Consider the following 18618-nt stretch of genomic DNA (forward strand, 5'->3'; position numbering starts at 1 on the left):
CATTACCTGAACGGCGTGCTTCACGCGGTGCTTTGGCCCAATGATGGCATTGCCCGTCGTTTAGTTACGCCAGAACGCATCCTCGCACGGTACTTCGCTTGTACAAGCATCTTGGCGCCAGTACCATTACGGCTCTCTTTTTCCGGCAGGAGCGGTTGCATGATTGCGGGCAGTATGGTGGCACTGGTCACACCCATGGATGCACAAGGTCATCTCGACTGGGACAGCCTGGGCAAACTGGTGGACTTCCACCTGCAAGAAGGCACCAATGCCATCGTAGCGGTCGGCACCACAGGTGAATCGGCCACCCTCGATGTGGAAGAACACATCCAGGTGATCGAGTTCGTGGTCAAGCGCGTTGCGGGCCGCATCGCCGTGATCGCCGGTACCGGCGCCAACTCGACGCGTGAAGCAATCGAGCTGACCAAAAACGCCAAGAAGGCCGGCGCCGATGCGTGCCTGCTGGTGACTCCGTATTACAACAAGCCGACTCAGGAAGGCCTGTACCAGCACTTTCGCACCATTGCCGAAGCTGTCGACATCCCGCAGATCCTCTACAACGTACCCGGCCGCACTGCGTGCGATATGAAAGCCGAGACGGTGATCCGCCTGTCCACCGTGCCGAACATCATCGGTATCAAGGAAGCCACCGGCGACCTGCAGCGCGCCAAGGACATCCTGGCCGGCGTGAGCAGCGATTTCCTGGTGTATTCCGGTGACGACGCCACCGCTGTCGAGCTAATCCTGCTGGGCGGCAAGGGCAACATTTCCGTGACCGCCAACGTCGCCCCGCGCGCCATGAGCGAAATGTGCGCCGCCGCCATTGCCGGTGACGCCACGACCGCACGTGCGATCCACGAGAAGCTGATGCCGCTCAACAAAACACTGTTTATCGAATCCAACCCTATTCCCGTGAAGTGGGCGCTGTTTGAGATGGGCCTGATGCCGGACGGTATCCGTCTGCCGCTCACCCGGCTCAGCGAAGCCTGTCACGAACCGCTGCGACAGGCCCTGCGCCAGTCCGGCGTCCTGGTTTAATTGAGGAAGCACTACGCATGAAGCGATTGGCCGGACTTTCCGCACTTGCCTTGATTATCTCCAGCACCAGTGGCTGCGGTTGGGTATGGGGCCCGGAAGGCTACTTCCGTGACCGCGGCAGCGATTACCTGGAAGCGCAAGCAACCAAACCGATGCAACTACCGCCTGACGTGAGCGTCGCCAAGCGCCTCGACCCGCTGCTGCCGATTCCACGCAATGTCGCCGACGACACCGTCAAGGGCGAATACGTGGTGCCACGCCCGCAACCGATCACGGCGGTGGCCGATGCCAGCGACTACAGCCTGCAGAAGAGCGGCGACAACCGCTGGATCGTGGCTCAGCGCCCACCCGCCGAAGTCTGGCCGGTGGCCGTGCAGTTCTTTCAGGACAACGGTTTTCGTCTCGACCAACAGCGTCCGCAGACCGGTGAGTTCACCACGGCCTGGCAGCGCGGCAGCGAGCTCTCCGCCAACATGGCCCAGCGTCTGCAGGCCAGTGGTGTAGCCGCCGATAACGAAGCCCGTGTGCGTGTGCGCATCGAGCCTGGCGTGCAACGCAATACCAGTGAAGTCTATGTGGTCAGCGCCGAGCGTCCTGCCGGCAGCACCGCCAACGTCGATTTCACCAACCGCTCGGTCAATACCGGTGTCGACGCCGCGCTGGTCGACGAGATGCTGGCCAGCATGAGTCGTATCTCCGAGAAGGGCGGCTCGGTTTCCCTGCTCGCCGCACGCGATTACGACACACCGAGCCGCGTCAGCCTTACCGAAGATGGTAGCGGCAACGTGGTGCTGAACCTGGGTGAAGACCTGGATCGTGCCTGGGCCAGCGTCGGTCGCGCGTTGGAGCAGGGTCCTTGGCGCGTTGAAGACATCAACCGCAGCCTGGGCCTGTACTACATCAACGTGGCTGAAAAGGCCGAGAAAAAGGACGACGAGCCAGGTTTCTTCGGCAAATTGTTCGGCAGCCAGCCGACCAAGGAAGAAGTCGAGACCCGCGCCGAGCGTTACCAGGTTCGTTTGAGCAAGGTTGGCGAGAGCGTACAAGTCACGGTCGAGAAGAACATCAACACTGTCGCGCCAGCTGAAACAGCGCGCAAAGTGTTGGGCGTGATTCAGGACAACCTGGGCTGATCCGATGCGTTTTGCTGTTCTCGGTAGCGGTAGCCAAGGGAACGGCACGCTGGTCGCCCACGACGACACGTACGTACTGGTGGATTGTGGTTTCTCGTTAAGAGAAACCGAGCGGCGCCTGCTGCGCCTGGGGGTTCACCCCGCGCAGCTGAGCGCGATTCTAGTGACCCACGAACATGCCGATCACGTGCATGGCGTGGGTTTGCTGTCTCGGCGCTACAATCTTCCGGTGTACTTGAGTCGCGGCACGTTGCGCGGGATGCGCAAACCCGTTGAACCCGCAGGTTTCCTGGCGGGAGGCGAGCAACTGCAGATCGGTGCCCTGAGCATCAGTGTTGTCGCGGTCGCTCACGATGCCCAGGAACCCACGCAATATGTATTCAGTGACGGCGAGCGGCGCTTCGGTGTGCTCACCGACCTGGGTTCCTACTGCGCCAAGGTGCTCGACGGTTACCGCGACCTCGATGCCTTGATGATCGAGTCCAATCACTGCCGAGACCTGCTGGCTCGCGGTCATTACCCCTACTTTCTCAAGCAGCGGGTGGGCGGCGAACTGGGACATTTGAACAACCATCAGGCGGCGTACCTGGTGTATGAGTTGGGCTGGCAAGACCTGCAACACCTGGTCCTGGCCCACCTGAGCAGCAAGAACAACCTGCCGACGCTTGCCCGGCAATGTTTTGTCGACACCCTCGGGTGCGACCCGGACTGGCTGCAACTGGCCGATCAAGATTCAGGGCTCGACTGGCGACATATCGCCTAGCCCACCTCACTCAAAGCGGAGCCCATCATGGAAAAACGTGAAGAACTCTACCGCGGCAAAGCCAAGTCGGTATACAAGACCGACGACGCCAACCGCCTGATCCTGCTGTTTCGCAACGACACCTCGGCGTTCGACGGTAAGCGCATCGAGCAGCTTGATCGCAAGGGGATGGTGAACAACAAGTTCAACGCTTTCATCATGCAGAAACTCGAAGAGGCCGGCATTCCGACCCAATTCGACAGATTGCTGGGCGACAACGAGTGCCTGGTCAAGAAGCTCGACATGATCCCGGTCGAATGCGTCGTGCGTAACTACGCTGCCGGCAGCCTGGTCAAACGCCTGGGCGTGGAAGAGGGCCTCAAGCTCAATCCCTACACCTTCGAACTGTTCCTGAAGGACGACGCCAAGGGCGACCCGTTCATCAACGAATCCCACGTCGTGGCCTTCGGCTGGGGCACTGCTGAACAATTGGCGCGCATGAAAGAGTTGTCCCTCAAGGTCAACGACGTGCTGAGCAAACTGTTCGACGACGCCGGCCTCTTGCTGGTGGACTTCAAACTCGAATTCGGCGTGTTCCACGACGGCTCCATCGTCCTGGGCGACGAATTCAGCCCTGACGGCTGCCGCCTGTGGGACAAGGACACCAAGAAGAAGATGGACAAAGACCGCTTCCGCCAGGGCCTCGGTGATGTTATCGAAGCCTACGAAGAAGTCGCCAAGCGTCTCGGCGTACCGCTGTAATCGACGCAAGCATCTGATAGCACGGAAAAAAAACGCTTCGGCGCTTTGCTTCCACGAAACAGGCTGTTATGATGCGCGCCGTTGGAGAGATGCCAGAGTGGCCGAATGGGACGGATTCGAAATCCGTTGTACCTTCACCGGTACCTAGGGTTCGAATCCCTATCTCTCCGCCATTACATAAGAAAAGCCCCGCAGCTGAATAAGCTACGGGGCTTTTTCGTTTCCTATGGCTGTTCATGGCTGCTTCAGGGATTCGCTGCAATCGCACCTGGCGCCGGTCCAAGCGCTCAAACGCTTTCCGATAAGCCTGATCATGCTCACGTTTATCAACGGCGACCACAAACACAGTAATTTCCTGATCGATCACTTGATAGACCAGCCTGTACCCGCTGCTACGCAGTTTGATCTTGTAGCAGTCAGGCAGGCCATGCAGGCGGTTCGCGTCAATGTGTGGGTTGTTCAGGATTTTGACCAGCTTCTTCTTGAATTGCTGACGAAGGGTGTCGCCGAGTTTTTGCCATTCCTTCAATGCACGCGCATCAAAATCAAGGCTATAGATCATCTAAAGAAACCTTCACTCGTTGAGGCGACGCAAGGCGCTCACGCACGGTCGCTATCAAGGCTTCATCTTCTTCAGTCATCAGCACGGGCTTGAATGGCAGTTGGCCGCGCTCGGCTACATATTGCAGCGCCTGGCGTATCAGTTCGGAAGGCGTGACACCGAGTTTTTCCAGTTCAAGGTAGGCGCGAGCCTTAAGGTCGTCATCGATACGAATGTTGATAGAGGCCAAGGGATAACTCCTTATGTAATGACGTTCGTCATTACGATGGAGCAAGCGTGCTTTACTGGCAAGCCTCTCTGGACATACGGCAATCTCTCTCATTCATTGACCCTACTTCTTAGCCTTCGGCTTTGCCGGGGGCTTTTTATCCGTTTCCTTTACCGTTTCCCTTGGCCGTTTTTTTGCCTCTTGCTCTGTCACGTATTCACCTGTGACCGCATCGCGGTATCTCGTTGGCATATAAGCATCCTGTCAGTATGTCGCCACGGCGGCGACCTTTTGAGGCTAGCTCAGAGGCTTATGCACACAAGCCTCCCTGTGGGAATTCTCTTTACCAAGCTTTTCCGAGACAGGTGCTTACGTTGTGCAGAGCCGGCAGTTTTCGAGCAGCGTTGCGTTGATTAATACTTGCCGCTGGAGCGAAAAAAGCCTGCTGAACTCACGCTCAGCAGGCTTTTTTCGCGGATTCAACCCGCTCAGGCAGGCTGCGCCACCAGGCTATTACTCACCTTGCGCCCCAGCACCAATACCGTCGCAAAACCACATCCCACCAACACCGTCGCCAGGCTCAACAACACCGAGCTACCCATCTGATCGACAATCCGCCCACCAAAGAACGAGCCCAGGGCAATGATCACCTGAAACAGCGCGACAAACAGTGGCATGCCGCGCTCCACGTCCTTGGGTGCCACGACGAACATCCAGATGCTGGCGCAGGCCGGGAACGCACCGAAGGCGAAGCCCCAGAGGGCGATCAGCATCGCGGCGCCGGTCATGCCGGTGGCGAAGTAGGGGAACAGCGCGGTGCTGGTGCCGATCATCAGCGCGACCAGCAGCAGGGTGTTGCGTACGCTGCGGTTGGCGGCGAAGCCGGCGAAGACGTTACCCATCACGCCCGCTACGCCATACAGCAGCAACAGTGAACCAATCGTCGGGCCGTCAAAGCCTGAACTGTTTTTGAAAAACGGCGCGACATAGGTGTACGCGGCAAAGTGTGCCAGGCCGATCAGCAGTACGGCGATCAACCCGACCCGAGCTTGTGGGTTGATAAACAAGGCCGGCAGGTCGCGGATCTGAATGGCTTTTTCCGGGGTGAGTCGGGGCAGCAGGAAAACCTGCGCCAGCAGCACCGGAATGCCCACCAGTGCGGTGACCAGGAAAGTCATGCGCCAGCCCATCAGGCCGCTGAGCCAGGTGCCGACCGGCACGCCCAATACGGTGGCCAGGGTCACGCCCATCATGATGATCGAGGTGGCTTTCGCAACGCCCACGCCCTTGGGCGCCAGCCTTCCGCTGAGCGCAATGGCCGTGGCCCAGAAGCCGCCAATGCTGATGCCGAGCAGTACACGCCCGAACAGCAACAGGCTGAAGTCACTGGCGAAGGCCACCACCGAGTTGGCGATGATCATCACCAACGTCAGGCCGATCAGCAGATAGCGACGGTCCATGGTGCCGATGCTGACCGACAGAAACGGCGCGGCTAGCGCGGCCATGATGCCGGGCAGAGTCACCATCAGCCCGGCGTGACCGGCGCTGATGCCCAGATCGCTGGCGACATCATTGAGCACGCCCACCGGCAGAAATTCGCTGGTCACCAAGGCGAATGCGCCCACGGCGACCGAAAGAATCGCCAGCCACTGCTGTTTGACACTTTGTTGGTTATGTTCGGGAAGCCCGCTAGGGGCCTGGCTCGCGCTTGGCATGGGATTGGGTTCCAACAGGAATGTCGCCTGAAGCCAGGCGGGGGAGGGAATTCGGAAGGGATTATAGGAAGCAGTGTGGGCAATCGGGCAGGCGCTCGTTTCGATAGTAATCATCAGTGCCATCGATGTGACGAGGCGTGCACTTATTCAATCAGCGAGAAGAAATACCAAGAGCCTGCTGACCCGTTTTCAGCAGGCTGTTTTATCCAGTGTTGGACGTTAACTCTCATCTCCCTGCAACAACGCCGTGTAGTCTTGCCCGCCGTAAAATATCCCCACTATCGATACCGTTTCGCAGCCAGCCCTCACCCTGAAAGCAATGAGGGTGGTGCGACGATAATGGGTGATGCGCAAGCCTGTCAGCAGGTCGTCACGACGCAAGCCACGCAAGGGAAACAGGGCAAGGCTTTCACAGTAGCTGACGAGATTGTCGATAAAACGCGCAGCCACAGGCGGGGAGCCGACATCGCTGATGTAGTCTTCGAGGGCATCGAGTTGCGCCAGGGCTTCAGGCGAAAAGACTACCGAGTAGCTCACGCTTTCCCTGTGCCTTTGCGCTGACGTTTGGCTGCCAGGTGTTCGCGGACCTGTTCAGCGGATAGCCCGAGCTCAGGCTCAGCCTCGAGCGCGGTCGCTGCCGGAATGACTTCATCCCTCAGCCAGTCGTCCATGGCGCGGTCACGTGCCAGCAGCACGCGCAGTCCGTCGCGAATCACTTCACTTTCGCTGGCATATTCGCCGGCAGCCACCTTGGCTTTGACCAGGGCAGCCATTTCAAGGGGCAACGTGATGCTCATTTGCTGGGTTGAGCGCATTTGGATGTCCGCCAGAGGTGAGTAGGATTCAATCCTACTTGACCATTGGCGCGATGCAAGAAGCAGCTGATCGATGCCGATATCCGGCGTCTCGTCGTCCATCCAGAAGTGATAGGTTTCCATGCGGTTTTGCCTCTCCCGTTGTGTAGGTAAGGCTGCAAGTATTGACCCGTTTTGGCGATTTCGTGGTCTGGGGACGCTGATAAGCTGCTGATATGTATGACTTCATATGTGTAACAGAGTTATCCCGGCCAGCCCGCCCGGCACGCATGGCATCCCACCGGCTCCCATACGATAATGCCCGCCACCCCGACCACTTTGGCCTGCCTCCCGTGATCATCAACTTCGACCTCAACGACCTCCAAGCCTTCCGCGCCGTGGTAGACAAGGGCAGTTTTCGCGGCGCTGCCGAGGCCATCCGGATCTCCCAGCCGGCCCTCAGCCGGCGTATCGAAAAGCTGGAATCCGCACTCGACGTCAAACTGTTCGAGCGCACCACGCGGCGGGTCAGCCTGACCATGGTCGGGCGGGCGTTCCTGCCCCAGGTCGAACGCATGCTCGACGATCTCGACATCGCCTTGATGGGCATCAGTAACGTCGCGTCCACGCGCATGGGCAACGTCACCATCGCCTGTGTGCCGTCCACCGCGTATTACTTCATGCCTCACGTCATCTCCGAATTCCACAAGCTGTATCCGAAAATTCGCCTGCGGGTGCTGGACGCCAGTGCCGGTGAAGTGTGCAATGCGGTAGAAAGTGGCGAGGCGGATTTTGGCGTGAGTTTCAGCGGCAGCCTGGCCGATGAAGTGGAGTTCGAGTTGTTGCTGCAGGAGCGCTATGTGCTGGCCTGTCGTCGTGACCATCCGTTGGCCGCGCGTGAGAGCGTGACGTGGACCGAAGCCTACGAGCATGACTACATCACGGTGGACAAAACCTCGGGCAACCGCTTCCTGCTGGACCAGGCCCTGCGTGGCGTGCGTGTGAAAAAGCCGAGTATCTGCGAGACCCACCACGTGACTACCATGATCGGGTTGGTGGAGGCGGGGTTGGGCGTGGCGATGGTGCCGTCGATTGCGATGCCGGCGTGCGAACACCCGATCCTGGTGAGTGTGCCGCTGGTGGAGCCGCAGGTGATGCGCAATGTGGGCTTGATCAAGCGCCGCGGGCGGACATTGCCGCCGGCGGCGCTGGAGTTGGAGCGGTTGGTGCGGGAGATGCCGTTTCGGTCAGCGTGACACCGAGTCCAGGCCGGTGGACTGCACCACCGGTTGGGCTTCGGGCGACGCCATGAACTGCAGCAGCGCCTTGGCCTCTTGCGGATGTTCGGCGTTTACCGGAATGCCCGCTGCAAAACGCGTAACGGACTGCACGTCCTCCGGGATCTTGCCTACAAACGTCACGCCCTTGACCGGCAACAATTCCGCCACCTGCTGCAAGCCTACTTCGTAGTCACCCTTGGCCACCTGTTCGCCCACCGGCACGCGTTCGATCATGGTGCCCTTGGCGGGCATGCCGAGCTTTTTGAACAGCTCTTTCTCGACATACACACCGCTGGCGCTGTCCGAATACGCCACTGACTTGGCCTTGCTCAACACGGCCTTGAGTTCGGCATCGGTGCCGATCGATGGTTTGACCGCGCCTTCCTTGACCACCAAGCCAATCCGCGAATCCGCCAGTTCCACGCGGGAGGCGGGGTCGACCTTGCCTTGTTTGATCAGCTCATCCAGGGCGTAGCCGACCATGATCACCACATCGGCGTGTTCGCCACGGGCCAGGCGGTTGGGAATCGCTTCCGGCGCCTTGCCCATGGACGGGCCGAGGATAGTGTCGAGGGTGTCACCGCTGTGCTTGGCATATTGCGGGCCGAGCAATTTATACGCGGCAGTGAAGCCACCGGAGGTCATCACCTTGAGTTCCTCAGCCTGGGCTGACAGCGCCAGGGCGCCGAGGACCAAGGCCGTGAGGGTTTTGAACAGCGGCTTCATTGTGCAGCCCCCTGCATGACCTGGCCACGGGCATTGGCGCGGCGATACAGCGCCAGGGTAGAACACAAGGCACACAGCGCAGCGAATATCATCCAGTAAGCCGGCGACGCTTTATCTCCGGTGATGTGAATGAACCAGGTGGAGATCGCGGGCGTGAAGCCACCGAACACCGCAGTTGCCAGGCTGTAGGCCAGGGAGAAGCCTGCGACGCGCACTTCTACCGGCATGATTTCAGTCAGCGCCGGGATCATTGCGCCGTTGTACATGCCGTACAGGAAGGAAAACCACAACAGGGTCTCCAACATGTGCGCAAAGCTTGGCGCGTTGACTACGTAGGACAACGCCGGATAAGCCGTAAGAACGGTCAGCACCGTCATGGCGACCAGCACCGGCTTGCGGCCGAAGCGATCGCTCAGGGTGCCGCCGATCGGCAGCCAGACAAAGTTCGACACCGCTACCAGCAACGTCACCAGCAGCGCGTCGGAGGTGCTCAGTTGCAGCACGGTCTTGCCGAAGGTCGGTGCGTACACGGTGATCAGGTAGAACGCGGTAGTGGTCATGGCCACCATCAGCATGCCGCCAATCACCACGGTCCAGTTTTTCACCAGGGTGGCCATCACTTCACGCATGGTCGGGCGGTGCTTGCGGTTGGCGAACTCTTCGGTTTCCTGCAGGTTGCGCCGCAGCACGAAGATAAACGGAATGATCACGCAACCAACGGCGAACGGAATGCGCCAGCCCCAGTCGGCGACGACGGCCGGCTCCATCCATACGTTCAAGCCATAGCCCAGTGCGGCGGCGACCACAATCGAGATCTGCTGGCTGCCCGACTGCCAGCTGGTATAGAAGCCCTTGCGGCCCGGGGTGGCCATCTCGGACAGGTACACCGACACACCGCCCAATTCCGCGCCGGCCGAGAAGCCCTGCAGCAAACGACCCAGCAGCACCAGCAACGGTGCCCACAGGCCAATGGTCTGATAACCGGGCACCAGCACGATCAACAGCGTGCCGCTGGCCATGATCGACAGGGTCACGATCAAGCCTTTGCGCCGACCCACGTCATCGATATAGGCACCCAGGATGATCGCCCCCAACGGCCGCATCAGGAAGCCTGCACCGAACACGGCGAAGGTCATCATTAATGAGGCAAATTCATTGGCGGCGGGGAAGAAGGCAGCGGCGATGTAGGTGGCGTAGAAGCCGAACAGAAAGAAATCGAACTGTTCGAGAAAGTTGCCCGAAGTAACGCGCAGTACGGCGCCTGCTTTCGAGGAAGCAGCCGCAGGCCGGGAAGGGCTAGTCATGGTTTTGTGTCTCCAGCGTTCTTTTTAAAGTGCTTGTTTCGCTTAAGACTTGGGATAGTGGCTGACACATTTAGAAATGATAAGTGACAAATTTGGATAGATTGATGCGTCTTGGCTATCAATCGAAAGAGCCGTCGGAATTGTCGGTCCTGTTCTACGCTTGAAGCTGGGTTCAATGCTTACGAATGGGAGGTGGCTATGGGTGAGGAACACAAACAGCACAATGAGCCGGAGCGTGAACAGCCTCGGCAACGACCTGAGGAAGAAAAACCGCAAACCTGGAAGCATCCCGACGATGGGACTGAGCTTTCAGAGCGGGATCAGGAATTCCCTTTGAAACCTTGATGTCGGGGACGACGCGAGCCAAATGTGGGAGTGGGCTTGCCCGCGATTACCATAGGTATCTACACAACTTCGTAGCAGCCAACGGTAACCACGATGCGAAGCGAGTCGCTCTTGATCTTGCTCTTAGGCGCCCCGTTAAACCACGCTGGCCGGAATTCGACAGTGATTTGGGGGGTAAACCGGCAGGGATGCCGGTTTAGCCGCCCCGCGCCATGGATGGCGCGTGGCGGCGGCCCCCCAAATCACTGTCGGATTACGGGCACACCGAGCCTAGGCGAGGTGCCGAGTGGTGGGGCAAGAGCGTTTTGCTTACTTTTGCGCTTTTCAAAAGTGAGACGCCGTAAGGGCGGAACCCTAAGCTGCCGTTACCGCAGCAACGGATATGTACTCGCCTTGATCCAACATCCTGGTCGGCTGTCAGGCCGCCATCGGGGGCAAGTCGAATCGTCGCACCGCCCCTCCCACATTTGGATCGCGCGGCATCAGTCAGATAGCTATAGGCCGCCAGGTCGCCACGGGAGCAAGCTCCCTCGCCACAGGTTCAGGGCTACGCCAAAGTTGTGTAGATACCTATGCCGCGATTGCGGTGTGCCAGTCAATCCATGCCTCTACTGACCCACCGCAATCGCGGGCAAGTCCACTTCCACATGAAACCCGATGCGTCGACCGACATAGACGCCGCCCCATTGCCTTTCTAAACTGCGGCTTGTCTTGGGGAAGGGGCAGGCGCCGATGAATCGCAATGAATTACGCAAGGCCGATATCAACCTGATGGTGGTCTTCGAAGCGCTGATGCTCGAGCGCAACGTGACCCGGGTGGCGGAGAAGCTGTTTCTCGGCCAGCCGACCATCAGTTCGGCCCTCAATCGTCTGCGCACTTTGTTCAATGACCCGTTGTTCATTCGCGTCGGCCACCGCATGGAGCCCACCGCACGCGCCGAAGAAATCATCCAGCACTTGTCGCCGGCCTTGGATTCGCTGTCGTCGGCCCTGAGCCTGACCCATGATTTCGACCCGTCCATCAGCACCATGACCTTTCGTATCGGCCTGTCCGATGACGTTGAGTTCGGCCTGCTGCCGCCGTTGCTGCGGGCTCTGCGTCAGGAGGCGCCGCAGGTGGTGTTCGTGGTACAGCATGTGGATTACTGGCGCATTCCCGACCTGCTGGCCTCCGGCGATATCACCGTCGGCATCACCCAGACCCGCGGCCTGCCGGCGAATGCCAAGCGTAAACTGCTGCGGCATATCCGGCCTTGCCTGTTGCGCGCCGATGCGTCCGACACACCGCTGACCCTCGACGAATATTGCGCACGGCCCCATGTGCTGGTGTCCCACACCGCCAACGTGGCCGGGTTTGCCGATGAATGGCTGGCGGAGATCGGCCGCAAGCGGCACGTGGTGCTGTCGGTGCCGCAATACAGCTCGCTACCGGCGCTGCTCGCCGGCACCGATATGATCGCCAGCCTGCCGGACTACACGGCCCAGGCCATGGCCGCCGGCGGGAACCTGTTCTGCGAGGCGTTTCCATTTGAAACGCCGACCCTGGACTTGTCGATGGTCTGGCTCAGCCACGTCGACACCGACCCGGCAGAACGCTGGATGCGCTCGCGGCTGGAGGCGTTCATGAGTGATCGAGGGCTCGGCGTCCAAGTCTGATTCATCGTTTCGCAAAGAAGCCGCAAGGAGTGACAAGCTGCCAGCGCCAAGCTAACAGCCATCCCGGCACCTCTTGCCGCTTTTAACTTGCCGCTTGCAGCTGCTCCTCACACACCTTCACCACTTGCTCGCGAAACCAGGTATTGGCGTTGTCCTGTTCGATGGTTTCATTCCACTGCATATCCAGGGTGAAGCCCGGCAGACCATTCGGCGCTTCGCAAAACCCGTACGCCGCAGTCGACGCCAGCAGCTTTTGCACGCGGCGGGGCAGGGTCACGATGAAGTCGGTGCCGCTGATCATCTTCAACGCCGCGCTGTAGCTGTTGGCCCGCGCGATCACCTGGCGTTTGTGGGCCTGGCGCGCCAGCCAGCCGTCGATCATGTTGGTGTCGGACGTCCAGGGCGTGGGAAACACGTGGCGCCGCTCGACGAAGGCCTGCAGGCCGAATGCCGGTTCCCGGGGCGCCGCGCGTTTATCGAAGACGCATACCAGGTCATCTTCGAGCAGCATTTGGGTCTTGAAGTCTTTATGGGCACGGTGAAAATTGGGGCCGAAGCAGATCACCAGGTCGAGGCGGCCTTCTCGCAAGTCGTCGGCGGGAATCTCGGCTTCCAGCTTGCGCACGTTGACGATCACCGGCAGGTCGGCGCGGTCGAAGTTTTTCAGCAGGCGCGGCAGGATCAGCTGTTCGAAGTATTCCGGGGCGCACACATTGAAGGTCACGGCCTTGCGGGTCGGGTCGAAGGCCTGGCCACCGGCATGGCACAGGTTGATGCTTTCGAGGATTTTCTGCACATGGCCGTACATCGTGGTGGCCTTGTACGTCGGACGCATGCCCGCACGGGTGTTGATAAACAGCTCGTCTTCGAAACTGGTGCGCAGTTTCTTCAGGCTGTAGCTCACGGTGGATTGGCTGACGAACAGCGTTTCGGACACGTCGGTAACGCTGCTCTGGTCGTAGACAGCGATAAACACCATCAAGTCCTGCATATCGAGCTTTCTGAGCAAGTTACTGTTTAGCATCGGTTCCGTCCGTAAAACCCTTTGTACCGAACTCAGTACAAGACTGCGCAAAATGTTAACGGAACGCTCGTACCAATAGAAAGCTCTGTAGGACTCTTCTATGTTTTGAGTGGGACAAAAAGTGTTTACAACACGACCTCAGCGGATATGCCGCGCGTAATGCGCGGGATTGAAGCGCGTGACCATCAGCAGCATCACCACCACCACGGCCGCCAATGACCACCAGGCCCATTCGAAGCTGCCCAACTGGTCGCGGATCATCCCGGCGATCAAGGGCGAGAGGCCGGCGATCAGGTAGCCGATGCCCTGCACGAACGCGGTCAGGCCACCGGCACGACGCGGGTTGTCGAGGTGGTCGAGGGACAGGATCAGGCTCATCGGAAACAGGCCGCCGATACCCAGGCCGAGCAGGCACGCCCACACCAGGCTCAGATGCTGCGGGCTGAGGATCAGGCCGCAGAAGCCGATGATGATCAGCACCAGCAATACCGCGACCACGCCGCGTTTATCCCGGCGGCGATTGGCGATGGCGGGGGTCGCCAGGCCGGAGACGACCTCCATGGCAGTCAGCAAACCCAACAGCAAACCGGCCTGCTGTTCGCTCCAGCCCTGCTCGACGTAATACGGTGCCAGCCACGCCAGCACACAGGTGTAGCACGCCGTGCCGAGGCCGAAAAACAGCGCCAGCAACCAGGCCCGGCGATTGCCGAAAAACGACGCCTGCGGGCCGCTGTCGACCTGCGGCAAGGGCGGCAACGCCGAGCGCTGGGCGTACCAGAACACCAGCCCCAGCAGCGCCAGCCCCGCCCATATCGCAAGACCCATGCGCCAACTGCCGGTGTGCACTTGCACAAAGGGCGCAAACGAGGCGGCCAGTGCCGCGCCGCCCATGATCGCGGTGACATACAGGCCCATGAACAACGAAACGTCAGCGCTGAAGCGCGACTTGATCAGCGCCGGCATCAACGCCTGGATCAGCGCGATCCCGATGCCTGCAGCAATGGCGCTGACAACCAGCTCCAGCGCTGAATCCAGCCACAGCCGCGACACTGTCGCCACGCCGATCACCAGCAACGACACCACGATACTGCGGTGTTCGCCAAAGCGCCTGGCCAGGCCCATGCCAAAGAACATCGCCAGGCCCATGCCCATCACCGGCAACATGGTCAGCAAGGCCGCGCTGCTGAAATTCAGCGGCACCTCAGCGCGAATCGACGACAACAAAGGCCCCACGGCCGCCATCGACGGGCGCAGGTTGAAGGCGACCAGCACCACACTGATCATCAGCCACACGGCGGTGGTGGGTTTTGCCTGAACGTTTTCCATGGGCCTGCCTTGAATGAACCAGGGCGCATCAGGCCACGGTGGGCGAGGGCAGGCAAATGAGAAAGTCGTTGGAGCTATTGAAAAAATGCTTTATGCCCCAGCCAATTGCGCAAATTGCCACAGCACTGAGGATTCAATGTGGGAGGGGGCTTGCTCCCGATAGCGGTGTATCAGTTAAAGAGGCTCCAACTGAACCAGCGCCATCGGGAGCAAGCACCCTCCCACAAGTTTGACCCTGTTGTGTCAGTAGCCAACGGTGAAGCGTTTGCGCGAGTGTTTGGGGGTTTCCACTTCATCGAGCATGGCAATGGCGTAGTCGGCAAAACTGATCGAGCTTGTCCCGTCACTGTTGACCAGCAGATCATCCTGGCCCAGGCGGAATTTACCGGTGCGCTCGGTTCCATCGAACAGGGCCGACGGCGACAGGAAGGTCCAATCCAGCTCCTTTTCCTGGCGCAGCGTTTCCAGGAACTCGGCCCCCGCACTGGCTTCAGTTTTGTATTCAGCCGGGAAGCCCGGGCTGTCGATCACCCGGCTGCCGTCCGGCAGCAGCAGCGAGCCGGCGCCACCCACCACCAACAGGCGTTTGACCCCGGCCTTCTTGACCGGGCCGATCACGGCGCTGGCGGGCAAGGTGGCGAAGTGCGCCGCACTGATCACCACATCGTTGCCGCTCACGGCCTGTTGCAGGGCATCGGCGTCCAGGGCATCGACGCCTTTGGCTGTGACGCCAGGGCGCCCGGCCAGGGTGTCGGTATTGCGCGCGATGGCAGTGACGGTATGCCCACGGCGCAGCGCTTCTTCCAGCAGTTGGCTACCGGCACGGCCGGTGGCACCAATGATTGCGATCTTGCTCATGACGTTCTCCAGTCAGGTCAGGGTTTAAAACCAATTACCACTTCATTTCGCCCTTGGCGACTTTGGCGCTCAATTCCAGCGAGCTTTCGTCGGCGAGGGTCGGGTAACGCTTTTTCATCGCCGCGATCAGGGCGGCGGAATCCTTGGCCTTGGCGGTTTCGATGTCGAAGGCCTTGATGTAGTCGGCGGTGAACCTGACCGAGGCCGGCGATGGAGTACCCAGGTAGTGGCCGGGAATCACGGTGGTCGGCTTCAAGTCTGCAATACGTTGCAAGATGGTCAGCCAATCCTTGTGGGACTGCGGAGTCTGGGTGTCAGCCATCCACAGGTGAATGTTTTGCGCGACCACCACGCCGCCGACCACGGCCTTGATCGACGGAATCCACACAAAACTGCGATCCGGCTGCGGGCCGTCCAGGCCGATGACTTCCAACTGCTGTCCCTCCAGCGTCAGGCTGTGGCCTTCAAGCACCTGTGGCACAACGGTCTTGGCCGGTTTGTCGGCGCCCATTTTCGGGCCCCAGAACGCCAGCTTGGCGGCGACGGTGGCGTTGATATGGTCGACCACCGGTTGGGGCGCCAGCACTTTCGCCTCGGGGAAGGCGGCGGTGAGGGTGTCGAGGCCGAAGTAGTAGTCCGGGTCGCCGTGGCTGATGTAGATGGTGGTCAGCTGTTTGCCGCTGGCGCGGATGTTCTGCACCAGTTGCTCGGCCTGGCCCTTGCCGAATTGTGCGTCCACCAGGATCGCGTCCTTGGCACCGCTGACCAGCACCGAGCTGACCGGGAAAATCGCGGCTTCGCCGGGGTTGTACACCTCGAGTGTCAACTCTGCCGCCAGTGCGTGGGCGCTGAAGGCCAGGGCGGCGGTCGCCAGGGTCAAGCGTTTGAAGGTCGAGAACATCGGGCAGCTCCTGCCATCGGTAAGGGATGCACAGAGCTTAGTTGCATAAAACATCACAAAAAATGCGATGCTGGGACATAGTTTGTTTCTGAAATCGGGCAAATCATGGATCGTCTTCAAGCAATGCGCGTGTTTGTCAGCGTGGTGGACCTGGGCAGTCAATCTGCCGCCGCCGATCATCTGGACCTGTCGCGCCCAGTGGTCTCGCGCTATCTGGCCGAGCTGGAAGATTGGGTCGGCGCGCGCCTGCTGCACCGCACCACGCGCAAGCTCAGCCTCACGGCCGCCGGCAGTGAAACCCTGCCGCGTTGTCGGCAATTGCTGGAACTGTGCGCTGATATGCAGGCCGCCGTCAGCGAGCCCGATGAGACCCCGCGGGGCCTGCTGCGCCTGAGTGTCAGCACCTCGTTCGGCCAGGCGCAGTTGGGCGCGGCCATTGCCGAATACATCAAACGCTACCCGTTGGTGACGGTCGACCTGCAGATGCTGGATCGCACGGTGAACCTGGTGGATGAGCGCATCGACCTGGCGATCCGCACCAGCAACGACCTGGACCCGAACCTGATCGCCCGGCGCCTGACCGTATGCCGCTCGGTGGTGTGCGCCACGCCGGCTTACCTGCTGGAGCATCCGGCGCCGCAGAAAGTCGAAGACCTGGCCCGGCACAACTGCCTGACCCACTCCTACTTCGGCAAGAACCTGTGGCATTTCGAGGAAAACGGCGAGCATGTGTCGGTGCCCGTACACGGCAATATCACCGCCAACGAGGCCAGTACGTTATTGCGCGTAACGCTGGCTGGGGCAGGGGTGGCGATGCTTCCCAGCTATCAGGCCGGCGACCTGATCCGCAGCGGTGAACTGGTGCGCTTGCTGCCGGGGGCCGAGCCACGGCAGATGAATATCTATGCGGTGTACGCCTCGCGCAAGCACATGCCCTCGGCGTTGCGCAGCCTGCTGGATTTTCTGGTGCTGCGGTTTCCCGAGGAGCCCGCTTGGGATGCCGGTCTCTGAGGCGACATAAACGGGCTGAATGGCCTGCAATCATGGCAACTTGCCCGGACTGACCTATGCTTTAAACAGCACCGTATAGATCTGTTCAGAGGTGTGTCATGAGTATTAAAACCAGAAAGTACCTGATGATTTTCAGCCTGTGCGCATTGGCTACCGCGCTTTACGGGACGGCCGCGTATCGCGTGGAACAGACGCGCATGCAGCCCACCTTTGCGATCAGTTGCCATCAGGATATGTGTGTGCCCCGCAGCGGCAGTTTCAGTGCCTTGCGTTGATGCCGGACACGCTACAAGCCGCCGATGTTTATTGCTGCGGGCTATCGGCCTTCAGCTGCTCGCGAAACGCTTTGGGTGAGAATCCGACCCTGCGGCGGAACAAGCGTGAGAAGTTGGTCGGGTCGGAAAACCCCAGCACTTCCGACATTTCATTGATCGTCATGCTGGTGTACGTCAGCAGGCGCTTGGCCTCCAGCAATTGGCGGTCATGCATGATCTGCAAGGCTGGCTGCCCGCCTAACTCCCGACACGTCCCATTCAAGTGTGAGACCGAGATGCCCAACTTGTGGGCCAGGTCTTCAATCTTGGGGTGTTCGCGGTAATGCTGTTCGACCAACTGGGTGAAGCGTCGGAAATATTCACGGCTGCGTGGCACCCTGGGGTGGCGGCGCTGGATCGCCTGGCGGCTGACCCACACCAGCAGCACGCTGACCAGGGCGTGCATCATCATGTCCCGTGCCGGTTGATCGTCGGCGTACTCGTCCTGCAAACGGGTGAACAGGTTGTTGAGGTAATCACTGTCCTTGCCCGCCGGGTAGTTGCCCAGGGCGTGCAGGCCATCGACCGTGCTGCCCAGTTGCGCCTGCAAGTGGCTGACCAGGGGCGCCGACAGGGTCACCACGTAACCTTCGACATCTTCGGAAAAACGAAAACCGTGCACACACAGCGGCGGCAGTACCTGCAGGCTCGCTTCGTTGAGGGTGGTGCGCTGGCCTTCGATTTCCAGATGCGCCTGGCCTTTGTGCACGTACAGCAGCTGGCAGAGATCCGCGTGCCGGTGGGGTTGAATTTCCCACTGGTATTCCCGACTGCGGCGGGAAATGGTTTCGCAGTGCAACAAATCGGGGGTCGGCCACTGTTGGCTTTCCCCGTAAAGCTTGAAGACCGGAATCGCGGTGTTGGTCATGGTTTCAATCCGATACTCAGGAAGTGGTCGGTAATCGCCCCGATTGGCAAA

The 18618-nt window shown here is 60.0% G+C and carries 19 protein-coding genes, 1 tRNA gene and 1 pseudogene; 9 read left to right on the forward strand and 12 right to left on the reverse strand.

What is annotated here, in order from left to right:
* Nucleotides 1-159 precede the first annotated feature (159 nt).
* From dapA to C4J85_RS06955, 5 genes are all read left to right on the forward strand, one after another.
* The gene (gene dapA, locus C4J85_RS06935; RefSeq protein ID WP_124406534.1) at nucleotides 160-1038 is read left to right on the forward strand and encodes a 4-hydroxy-tetrahydrodipicolinate synthase; all 879 of its coding nucleotides are present in this window, start codon (nucleotides 160-162) and stop codon (nucleotides 1036-1038) included.
* A gap of 17 nt (nucleotides 1039-1055) precedes the next feature.
* Nucleotides 1056-2171, forward strand: coding sequence for an outer membrane protein assembly factor BamC (gene bamC / locus C4J85_RS06940; protein ID WP_124361739.1), 1116 nt, complete (start codon nucleotides 1056-1058; stop codon nucleotides 2169-2171).
* A 4-nt stretch (nucleotides 2172-2175) separates the two neighbouring features.
* Nucleotides 2176-2934, forward strand: coding sequence for an MBL fold metallo-hydrolase (locus C4J85_RS06945; protein WP_124369961.1), 759 nt, complete (start codon nucleotides 2176-2178; stop codon nucleotides 2932-2934).
* A gap of 27 nt (nucleotides 2935-2961) precedes the next feature.
* Nucleotides 2962-3675 (forward strand): phosphoribosylaminoimidazolesuccinocarboxamide synthase, encoded by a 714-nt coding sequence (gene purC, locus C4J85_RS06950; RefSeq protein ID WP_124409288.1) that lies wholly within the window; start codon nucleotides 2962-2964, stop codon nucleotides 3673-3675.
* Nucleotides 3676-3758: 83 nt separating this feature from the next.
* A tRNA-Ser gene (locus C4J85_RS06955) sits at nucleotides 3759-3848 on the forward strand.
* A 107-nt stretch (nucleotides 3849-3955) separates the two neighbouring features.
* On the opposite strand, the pseudogene C4J85_RS06960 reads toward C4J85_RS06955, so the two are convergent.
* The 5 genes and pseudogenes from C4J85_RS06960 to C4J85_RS06985 form a co-directional block, all read right to left on the reverse strand.
* Nucleotides 3956-4237, reverse strand: a pseudogene (locus C4J85_RS06960) (type II toxin-antitoxin system RelE/ParE family toxin); the annotation flags it as partial.
* Nucleotides 4227-4466 (reverse strand): type II toxin-antitoxin system RelB/DinJ family antitoxin, encoded by a 240-nt coding sequence (locus tag C4J85_RS06965; RefSeq protein WP_124366222.1) that lies wholly within the window; start codon nucleotides 4464-4466, stop codon nucleotides 4227-4229. The gene C4J85_RS06965 and the pseudogene C4J85_RS06960, both read right to left, overlap by 11 nt.
* 467 nt (nucleotides 4467-4933) lie before the next feature.
* Complete coding sequence (locus C4J85_RS06975) at nucleotides 4934-6160, reverse strand: MFS transporter (protein WP_124406535.1); 1227 nt, start codon at nucleotides 6158-6160, stop codon at nucleotides 4934-4936.
* A 219-nt stretch (nucleotides 6161-6379) separates the two neighbouring features.
* Nucleotides 6380-6697 carry a type II toxin-antitoxin system RelE/ParE family toxin gene (locus C4J85_RS06980; RefSeq protein WP_124406536.1) on the reverse strand — a complete coding sequence of 106 codons (318 nt, stop codon included), beginning with the start codon at nucleotides 6695-6697 and terminating at the stop codon, nucleotides 6380-6382.
* Nucleotides 6694-6975 carry a type II toxin-antitoxin system ParD family antitoxin gene (locus tag C4J85_RS06985; RefSeq protein WP_177413578.1) on the reverse strand — a complete coding sequence of 94 codons (282 nt, stop codon included), beginning with the start codon at nucleotides 6973-6975 and terminating at the stop codon, nucleotides 6694-6696. Before C4J85_RS06985 ends, C4J85_RS06980 begins: the two co-directional genes overlap by 4 nt.
* A 332-nt stretch (nucleotides 6976-7307) precedes the next feature.
* Here C4J85_RS06985 and C4J85_RS06990 point away from each other — a divergent pair, with 332 nt between their 5' ends.
* Nucleotides 7308-8210, forward strand: coding sequence for a LysR family transcriptional regulator (locus tag C4J85_RS06990; RefSeq protein ID WP_065886461.1), 903 nt, complete (start codon nucleotides 7308-7310; stop codon nucleotides 8208-8210).
* On the opposite strand, the gene C4J85_RS06995 is transcribed toward C4J85_RS06990, so the two are convergent.
* Nucleotides 8202-8960 carry a substrate-binding domain-containing protein gene (locus tag C4J85_RS06995; RefSeq protein ID WP_124366227.1) on the reverse strand — a complete coding sequence of 253 codons (759 nt, stop codon included), beginning with the start codon at nucleotides 8958-8960 and terminating at the stop codon, nucleotides 8202-8204. The genes C4J85_RS06990 and C4J85_RS06995 overlap by 9 nt on opposite strands.
* Nucleotides 8957-10264 carry an MFS transporter gene (locus C4J85_RS07000; protein ID WP_124366228.1) on the reverse strand — a complete coding sequence of 436 codons (1308 nt, stop codon included), beginning with the start codon at nucleotides 10262-10264 and terminating at the stop codon, nucleotides 8957-8959. The genes C4J85_RS06995 and C4J85_RS07000 overlap by 4 nt, the downstream gene beginning before the upstream one ends.
* Before the next feature lie 1077 nt (nucleotides 10265-11341).
* Here C4J85_RS07000 and C4J85_RS07005 point away from each other — a divergent pair.
* Nucleotides 11342-12265 (forward strand): LysR substrate-binding domain-containing protein, encoded by a 924-nt coding sequence (locus C4J85_RS07005; RefSeq protein WP_124361748.1) that lies wholly within the window; start codon nucleotides 11342-11344, stop codon nucleotides 12263-12265.
* An 82-nt stretch (nucleotides 12266-12347) separates the two neighbouring features.
* On the opposite strand, the gene C4J85_RS07010 is transcribed toward C4J85_RS07005, so the two are convergent.
* The 4 genes from C4J85_RS07010 to C4J85_RS07025 all read right to left on the reverse strand — a co-directional run bounded on the left by C4J85_RS07010 (nucleotide 12348) and on the right by C4J85_RS07025 (nucleotide 16374).
* On the reverse strand, nucleotides 12348-13289 hold the full coding sequence (locus C4J85_RS07010) for a LysR family transcriptional regulator (RefSeq protein WP_124409290.1): 942 nt from the start codon (nucleotides 13287-13289) through the stop codon (nucleotides 12348-12350).
* A gap of 138 nt (nucleotides 13290-13427) precedes the next feature.
* A complete protein-coding gene (locus tag C4J85_RS07015; RefSeq protein ID WP_124409291.1) occupies nucleotides 13428-14615 on the reverse strand; it encodes a cyanate transporter in 1188 nt (395 codons plus the stop codon).
* A gap of 243 nt (nucleotides 14616-14858) precedes the next feature.
* The gene (locus tag C4J85_RS07020) at nucleotides 14859-15473 is read right to left on the reverse strand and encodes an NAD(P)-dependent oxidoreductase (protein WP_124409292.1); all 615 of its coding nucleotides are present in this window, start codon (nucleotides 15471-15473) and stop codon (nucleotides 14859-14861) included.
* A 34-nt stretch (nucleotides 15474-15507) separates the two neighbouring features.
* Nucleotides 15508-16374, reverse strand: coding sequence for an MBL fold metallo-hydrolase (locus tag C4J85_RS07025; RefSeq protein ID WP_124409293.1), 867 nt, complete (start codon nucleotides 16372-16374; stop codon nucleotides 15508-15510).
* Nucleotides 16375-16479: 105 nt separating this feature from the next.
* On the opposite strand from C4J85_RS07025, the gene C4J85_RS07030 reads away from it, so the two are divergent.
* Together C4J85_RS07030 and C4J85_RS27445 are read left to right on the forward strand one after the other, a co-directional pair.
* Nucleotides 16480-17385 carry a LysR family transcriptional regulator gene (locus tag C4J85_RS07030; RefSeq protein WP_124409294.1) on the forward strand — a complete coding sequence of 302 codons (906 nt, stop codon included), beginning with the start codon at nucleotides 16480-16482 and terminating at the stop codon, nucleotides 17383-17385.
* 98 nt (nucleotides 17386-17483) lie between these two features.
* A complete protein-coding gene (locus C4J85_RS27445) occupies nucleotides 17484-17660 on the forward strand; it encodes a hypothetical protein (protein WP_164484515.1) in 177 nt (58 codons plus the stop codon).
* Between the two features lie 28 nt (nucleotides 17661-17688).
* On the opposite strand, the gene C4J85_RS07035 is transcribed toward C4J85_RS27445, so the two are convergent.
* Nucleotides 17689-18567, reverse strand: a complete 879-nt coding sequence (locus C4J85_RS07035) for a helix-turn-helix domain-containing protein (RefSeq protein ID WP_124366234.1) — start codon at nucleotides 18565-18567, stop codon at nucleotides 17689-17691.
* Between the last annotated feature and the right edge of the window lie 51 nt (nucleotides 18568-18618).

This window comes from Pseudomonas sp. R4-34-07, assembly GCF_003852375.1.
Classification (GTDB): Bacteria; Pseudomonadota; Gammaproteobacteria; order Pseudomonadales; family Pseudomonadaceae; genus Aquipseudomonas.

What these genes read in the sequence shown, in the direction of transcription:
- dapA (WP_124406534.1), top strand. Translation starts at nt 160, where the DNA reads ATGATTGCGGGCAGTATGGTGGCACTGGTCACACCCATGGATGCACAA.
- bamC (WP_124361739.1), top strand. Translation starts at nt 1,056, where the DNA reads ATGAAGCGATTGGCCGGACTTTCCGCACTTGCCTTGATTATCTCCAGC.
- C4J85_RS06945 (WP_124369961.1), top strand. Translation starts at nt 2,176, where the DNA reads ATGCGTTTTGCTGTTCTCGGTAGCGGTAGCCAAGGGAACGGCACGCTG.
- purC (WP_124409288.1), top strand. Translation starts at nt 2,962, where the DNA reads ATGGAAAAACGTGAAGAACTCTACCGCGGCAAAGCCAAGTCGGTATAC.
- C4J85_RS06975 (WP_124406535.1), bottom strand. Translation starts at nt 6,160, where the DNA reads ATGCCAAGCGCGAGCCAGGCCCCTAGCGGGCTTCCCGAACATAACCAA.
- C4J85_RS06985 (WP_177413578.1), bottom strand. Translation starts at nt 6,975, where the DNA reads ATGCGCTCAACCCAGCAAATGAGCATCACGTTGCCCCTTGAAATGGCT.
- C4J85_RS06995 (WP_124366227.1), bottom strand. Translation starts at nt 8,960, where the DNA reads ATGAAGCCGCTGTTCAAAACCCTCACGGCCTTGGTCCTCGGCGCCCTG.
- C4J85_RS07000 (WP_124366228.1), bottom strand. Translation starts at nt 10,264, where the DNA reads ATGACTAGCCCTTCCCGGCCTGCGGCTGCTTCCTCGAAAGCAGGCGCC.
- C4J85_RS07005 (WP_124361748.1), top strand. Translation starts at nt 11,342, where the DNA reads ATGAATCGCAATGAATTACGCAAGGCCGATATCAACCTGATGGTGGTC.
- C4J85_RS07010 (WP_124409290.1), bottom strand. Translation starts at nt 13,289, where the DNA reads ATGCTAAACAGTAACTTGCTCAGAAAGCTCGATATGCAGGACTTGATG.
- C4J85_RS07015 (WP_124409291.1), bottom strand. Translation starts at nt 14,615, where the DNA reads ATGGAAAACGTTCAGGCAAAACCCACCACCGCCGTGTGGCTGATGATC.
- C4J85_RS07020 (WP_124409292.1), bottom strand. Translation starts at nt 15,473, where the DNA reads ATGAGCAAGATCGCAATCATTGGTGCCACCGGCCGTGCCGGTAGCCAA.
- C4J85_RS07025 (WP_124409293.1), bottom strand. Translation starts at nt 16,374, where the DNA reads ATGTTCTCGACCTTCAAACGCTTGACCCTGGCGACCGCCGCCCTGGCC.
- C4J85_RS07030 (WP_124409294.1), top strand. Translation starts at nt 16,480, where the DNA reads ATGGATCGTCTTCAAGCAATGCGCGTGTTTGTCAGCGTGGTGGACCTG.
- C4J85_RS27445 (WP_164484515.1), top strand. Translation starts at nt 17,484, where the DNA reads ATGAGTATTAAAACCAGAAAGTACCTGATGATTTTCAGCCTGTGCGCA.
- C4J85_RS07035 (WP_124366234.1), bottom strand. Translation starts at nt 18,567, where the DNA reads ATGACCAACACCGCGATTCCGGTCTTCAAGCTTTACGGGGAAAGCCAA.